Here is a 5421-nt window from a genome sequence, read left to right on the forward strand (position 1 = left end):
ATTCATGAAGCACTGGAACTGCGTGACGGCGACAAGGCCCGCTATGGCGGGAAGGGCGTCCTGAAGGCCGTAGAGCATGTGAACAAAGAGATAGCGTCCGCTGTCATGGGCAAAGATGCGACTGACCAGGCCGGTATCGACCATGCAATGATCGAGCTGGACGGCACGCCCCACAAGACAAAACTGGGCGCCAACGCCATCCTGGGCGTCAGCCTGGCAACCGCACGGGTTGCAGCGCTGGCCTGTGACCTTCCGCTGTACCGGTACATCGGCGGCGTGACAGCGACAGTGCTGCCCGTCCCCATGTTCAACATCATGAACGGCGGTGTCCACGCCAACTGGCAGGGAACCGACCTGCAGGAATTCATGATTGCGCCGGTGGGGGCACCCACGTTCCGGGAAGCTGTGCGCTGGGCAAGCGAAACGTATCATACGCTCCAGGGCGTTCTCAAGGCTGCCGGCTACACCACCGGCGTCGGTGACGAGGGTGGATTTGCTCCGGCGCTCAAGCGCAACGCCGACGCCATCGAGCTGATCATCCAGGCCATCGAGAAAGCTGGGTACAAACCAGGCGAGCAGATCGCCATTGCTCTCGATCCAGCTTCCAGCGGCTTCTATGAAGACGGCTTGTACAACCTGCGCACGGAGGGCCGCAAAGCGACCTCCGCTGAAATGGTCGCCATGTATGCCGACTGGGTGGAAAAGTATCCTCTCGTCGTCCTCGAGGACGGCCTGGCCGAAGACGACTGGGACGGCTGGAAGTTGCTGAACCAGACCATCGGGCAGAAGATCGAGCTTGTCGGCGACGACCTGTTTGTCACGAATGTCGAACGCATTCAGCGCGGGATCGACGAGAACGCGGCCAACGCCGTGCTCATCAAGCTGAACCAGATCGGCACGCTGACCGAGACCATTGCAGCCATCACAATGGCGCGCAAGGCTGGGTGGGGAGCTATGGTCTCCCACCGCAGCGGCGAGACGGTCGACAGCTTCATTGCCGACCTCACCGTCGGTATGGGCACAGGCCACCTGAAGACGGGCGCGCCCTGTCGTGGTGAACGTGTCGAGAAGTACAATCAGCTCATGCGTATCGAGGAGGAACTGGGCAACCAGGCCTCATACGCTGGACACGCCGCGTTTGTACGGCCCTAGGTAACGGAAAAGAGTAAGTGAACGGCGCGGCACGATTCCTGCCCACAAGATGAATCAGGAGCGCGTGCCGCGCCGTAGCATTACCGGCGTCATCCGCAGCTTCTTTGCGCTGAACTCCAGCATGATCGCCCTGCTTGCCATGGTTGTTCTGGTGGGTATGGGCGAGAAGATGGCCGAGCGGTTCCTTCCCCTTTATCTTATGGCCGTCGGTGGCACGACGTGGGCGGTCGGCTCGCTGAACGGCATGGACAACCTGCTGTCAGCACTGTACAGCTTTCCCGGCGGATACCTTAGCGACCTGCTGGGCTACAAGAAAGCGCTCATCGTGTTCAACCTCGTCGCGATGGTGGGGTATGTGATCGTCATTCTCGTCCCCACCTGGTGGGCGGTCCTCATCGGCGCTGTCTTCTTCATCTCCTGGACCGCTATCTCACTGCCTGCGATCATGTCACTGGTCAGCAAGGCTGTCCCAAAGGACAAGCGCACAATGGGTGTCAGCCTCCACTCGCTGACACGGCGTATCCCCATGGCCCTGGGGCCACTCGTGGGTGGCGCGCTTATCCAGGTGTTCGGACGCATCAAGGGTGTCCGCATCTCGTTCGGGGTCGCCCTCCTGCTGGGGGCCGTGGCCATCGTGCTGGAGGTCTTCTTCATCGAAGAAGACCCGGACGCAGGCAAGAAGGACCGTGCTGTTCACCTCAGGGATTCCATCCGCTTCATTACGCCCGACCTGCGCAACCTGCTCATTTCGGACATCCTCATTCGGTTCGCCGAACAGATTCCCTATGCGTTCGTCGTGCTGTGGGTTGTGGACCGAAATGGCATTACGCCCCTGCAGTTTGGCGTCCTGACCACGATCGAGATGGTGACCGCGATGCTCGTCTACATCCCCATTGCGATCCTGGCCGACCGCAACAGCAAGAAACCGTTTGTGCTGACGACCTTCGTCTTCTTTACGGCATTCCCGATCGTGCTGTACTTCAGCCGGTCATTCCCTGCTCTGTGCGGCGCCTTCGTCCTGCGTGGGCTCAAGGAATACGGCGAGCCGACGCGGAAGGCGCTGATCATGGACCTTGCTCCGGAGAACGCCAAGGCGTCGACGTTTGGGACGTACTATCTCCTGCGCGACCTCATTGTCTCGGTCGCCGCATTTGGCGCCGCCTGGTTGTGGAACAGGGGACCGGGAGTGAACTTCTTCACCGCTGCGGCCTTCGGGGCGGCCGGCACAATCTACTTCGCGGTGTTCGGGCGCGACCTCAAGTCTGCTGTCTGACGTTTCACGCCTCTCCGCCGACGGACAAAGCCGGGTATGCCCAGAACGAGAATGGACCACCACAGCCCGACACCCCATCCTGCGAGGACGTCCGACAGGTAGTGCGCGCCGAGGTACAGGCGACCGAACCCGATCAGCAGAGGGAAGAGGAATGCCAGGGCAAGCCAGAGTCTCCTGAGGCGCGATGAGCGCGTGGCGCGGAACAGCAGGTAGAAACCCAGCGCGTAGAGGGCGACCGAGATGTTTGCGTGACCTGACGGGAAGCTGCCATCCAACTCTGTCACGACAGAGAGAATAGCTGGTGGACGCGGACGTCCGAAACCGGCCTTGCCAAAGTAGACGACCAGTTCTGATCCGGCGCAGGCCAACGCCAGTGTGAGGGCTGCTCGTCGTCTGCGGTTCCACAGGAAGACGACTGCGGCAACTATCACCAGGATTGCTATCTCCCAGTTGCCCACAAACGAGACTGTCTCGAAGAAGCCTATACCGAACGGCGTACGGTGCGCGGCCAGCCAGTGCACGAGCCAGCCGTCTACGCGGACGATGCTCTCATTGTCGAGTACCTCCTCCGCGAGGCCCGAAGCAAGGAAGACGACGTAGATCAGCGCCGTACCGACCAGCACCGCAAATGGCCAGGGGTTCGCCAGCCACTCTTGGATGCGTTTCACGATGAATGAAGCCTGTTTTCTCATACAGATATGATAGCAGAATAGATAGGAAAACATGCACGTCTGGGCTTGCCTGACGGGGTTGTCCCGATACACTTCAGAGACAGGAGCTCATTTCCGGAGGACTCCAGGAGGTACGAGTGCACGACGTGGAGACCAGAGAAGCCTTTACTGCCGAACACCACGCGCTGCTGTTCGCGTGGATCGCACGGGAGGCGATCGTGCGTATTGGCGAGGAGGACGCTGTGTCTGTCATACGCGCGGCCGTCCGATTGTATGGCGAACAGCGCGGCCATCGCATGGCGTTGCGGGCACAGCAGGATGGACAGCCTCTCTCCATGGCGAGCTATCTGTCATATCGTGAGTGGGAGGTTCCTGTGGGCGAGATGCAGCAGACCGGCCTGCCCTGGCGAGGAGACCTCCGGACTCAGGTACGTCGCTGCTGCTGGGCCACGACGTGGCAGCAGGAAGGACTTACTGACTATGGCAAGTACTACTGCCAGGAGATCGACAAGGCTGTTGTGCGTGGGTTCAACGCCGACCTGATTGTCGACGTGAAAGGGACGAGGACGAACGGAAGCCGAATGTGTCAGTTCATCTATCACGGCGCGTTCGAGGGGACCCTGGTCCACGAAGAGGCACAGCGAGATCAGGAGAAGCGGATTCTCCCGTGGAGTTACCACGCGGTTCATCTCTTTGCCACGATGAGAGCAGTACTGCAGCGGGAGCTGGGTTCTGCCGGTTTTGCAGCCTCACAGGAGGTGTTGGAGATCTTTGCCGTACGATTCGGTCCCGCTATGGCAGGCATCCTCGCTGGGGATGCCGGTACCGATTTCGACGTGCTTCCGGAGGGACGATGAGGTACTCCCTGTGCTGTACCCGGTGCGGTCGGGACTACGACGATGATGGAAGGCGCCTGCGCTGTGAGTGTGGAGGCATGCTGGACCTGCGGTTCGAGCCGTCCTTCCGGCCCGGGATGACGGCCGGCCGACCGTACGACCAGTGGCGCTACCGTGAGGCACTGCCCGTCGGTGATGACGTCGTGACGATGGGAGAGGGCTGGACGCCCCTCCTTCCGGTGACGTTCGAGGGCCGGCAGCTTCTCGTCAAGCAGGAGCAGCTGTTTCCCACCGGTTCATACAAGGACCGGGGCGCAGCAGTGCTCATGACCCACCTGTACGAGTTGGGGGTCGAGCGGGTCGTCGAGGATTCCTCAGGGAACGCGGGGTGTGCGGTGGCCGCTTATGCTGCTCGCGTGGGTATCGCCTGCGACATCTATGTCCCTCTGGACACGTCCCCGGCCAAGACGGCGCAGGTCGAGGCATATGGGGCGACACTGCACCTCGTCCCCGGAACGCGTGAAGACACGGCGCGCGCGGCGCTCGAGGCGGCTGCGACGTATGTGTACGCCAGCCATGTGTACAATCCCTGGTTTCTGCAGGGGACGAAGACGTTTGCGTATGAGGTCGCCGAACAGCTCGGCTGGACAGCCCCCGATACCCTGGTCCTGCCCGCAGGCAACGGCACACTGCTGCTGGGCGCATATCTGGGGTTCACGGAGCTGACACGGGCGGGAATCGTGAGTCACATGCCACGCATTATTGCTGTACAGACTGCGGCGTGTGCACCTCTTGCAGGTGCGTTCGCGGAGGGCCTGGATGAACCCATCGAGATCCATGCGAGCCGTACGGTTGCTGAGGGCATCGCCATTGCGACCCCTGCACGTGGTTCGCAGGTACTGGCAGCAGTGCGTGCCACTGATGGATCGTTCGTGGTTGTTTCTGAACAGGAGATCGTCGCAAGTCTTCGGGATTGCTGCCGAGGGGGCTGGTTTATCGAGCCGACGTCCGCAGCGGTTATCGCAGGCGCGCGCAGGTATGCCCACACCGCAGCGCCGGGCGAAACGATCGTCACAGCGTTTACTGGACACGGGTTGAAAGCGGCGGCCAAGATCGCCGAACTCGTGGAGTCTCTCTGACAGGAGGAGGTCAGTCATGCAACTAGCAACATTTTCGTACCTGGGTCTCGAGCAGGTGGGACTTGTCACACAAGATTACACCCGGATGGTGCCGCTCAGCCAACTACTGGGTGTCGATGCTCCCGCGACGATGATCGAGCTCATCGAACAGTGGAGGGATCTGGGTTCCCGATTGCAGGCGGTATCGGTCCCACCGGACACGGGCTTGCCCGTCACAGATGTCGAGCTCGTCGCTCCCATCCCGCATCCACGACGCAACATCATCTGCCTGGGCAAGAACTACCGAGACCACGTGGAGGAAGCTGCGGTCCTTGGCGGTCTCACATCAGGCATTCCGACTGCTCCTGTCT

At 61.1% G+C, this 5421-nt stretch carries 4 protein-coding genes and 2 pseudogenes (1 of these 6 only partly in view); 5 read left to right on the forward strand and 1 reads right to left on the reverse strand.

Annotated elements, in window-relative coordinates:
* Both eno and SMC5_RS07825 read left to right on the forward strand, forming a co-directional pair.
* A pseudogene (eno, locus tag SMC5_RS07820) lies at positions 1–1152 on the forward strand (phosphopyruvate hydratase); it begins 65 nt to the left of the window's first position.
* A 49-nt stretch (positions 1153–1201) separates the two neighbouring features.
* Positions 1202–2425 carry an MFS transporter gene (locus SMC5_RS07825; RefSeq protein ID WP_119120263.1) on the forward strand — a complete coding sequence of 408 codons (1224 nt, stop codon included), beginning with the start codon at positions 1202–1204 and terminating at the stop codon, positions 2423–2425.
* On the opposite strand, the gene SMC5_RS07830 is transcribed toward SMC5_RS07825, so the two are convergent.
* Complete coding sequence (locus SMC5_RS07830) at positions 2383–3117, reverse strand: phosphatase PAP2 family protein (RefSeq protein ID WP_165846331.1); 735 nt, start codon at positions 3115–3117, stop codon at positions 2383–2385. The genes SMC5_RS07825 and SMC5_RS07830 overlap by 43 nt on opposite strands.
* Before the next feature lie 116 nt (positions 3118–3233).
* Here SMC5_RS07830 and SMC5_RS07835 point away from each other — a divergent pair, with 116 nt between their 5' ends.
* From SMC5_RS07835 to SMC5_RS07845, 3 genes and pseudogenes are all read left to right on the forward strand, one after another.
* Positions 3234–3953 carry an L-2-amino-thiazoline-4-carboxylic acid hydrolase gene (locus SMC5_RS07835; RefSeq protein WP_165849031.1) on the forward strand — a complete coding sequence of 240 codons (720 nt, stop codon included), beginning with the start codon at positions 3234–3236 and terminating at the stop codon, positions 3951–3953.
* A gap of 77 nt (positions 3954–4030) precedes the next feature.
* Positions 4031–5071, forward strand: a complete 1041-nt coding sequence (locus SMC5_RS07840; protein WP_207799150.1) for a threonine synthase — start codon at positions 4031–4033, stop codon at positions 5069–5071.
* 16 nt (positions 5072–5087) lie between these two features.
* A pseudogene (locus SMC5_RS07845) lies at positions 5088–5421 on the forward strand (hypothetical protein); the annotation flags it as partial.

It is taken from the genome of Candidatus Cryosericum odellii (genome assembly GCF_003570935.1).
GTDB lineage: Bacteria > Caldisericota > Caldisericia > Cryosericales > Cryosericaceae > Cryosericum > Cryosericum odellii.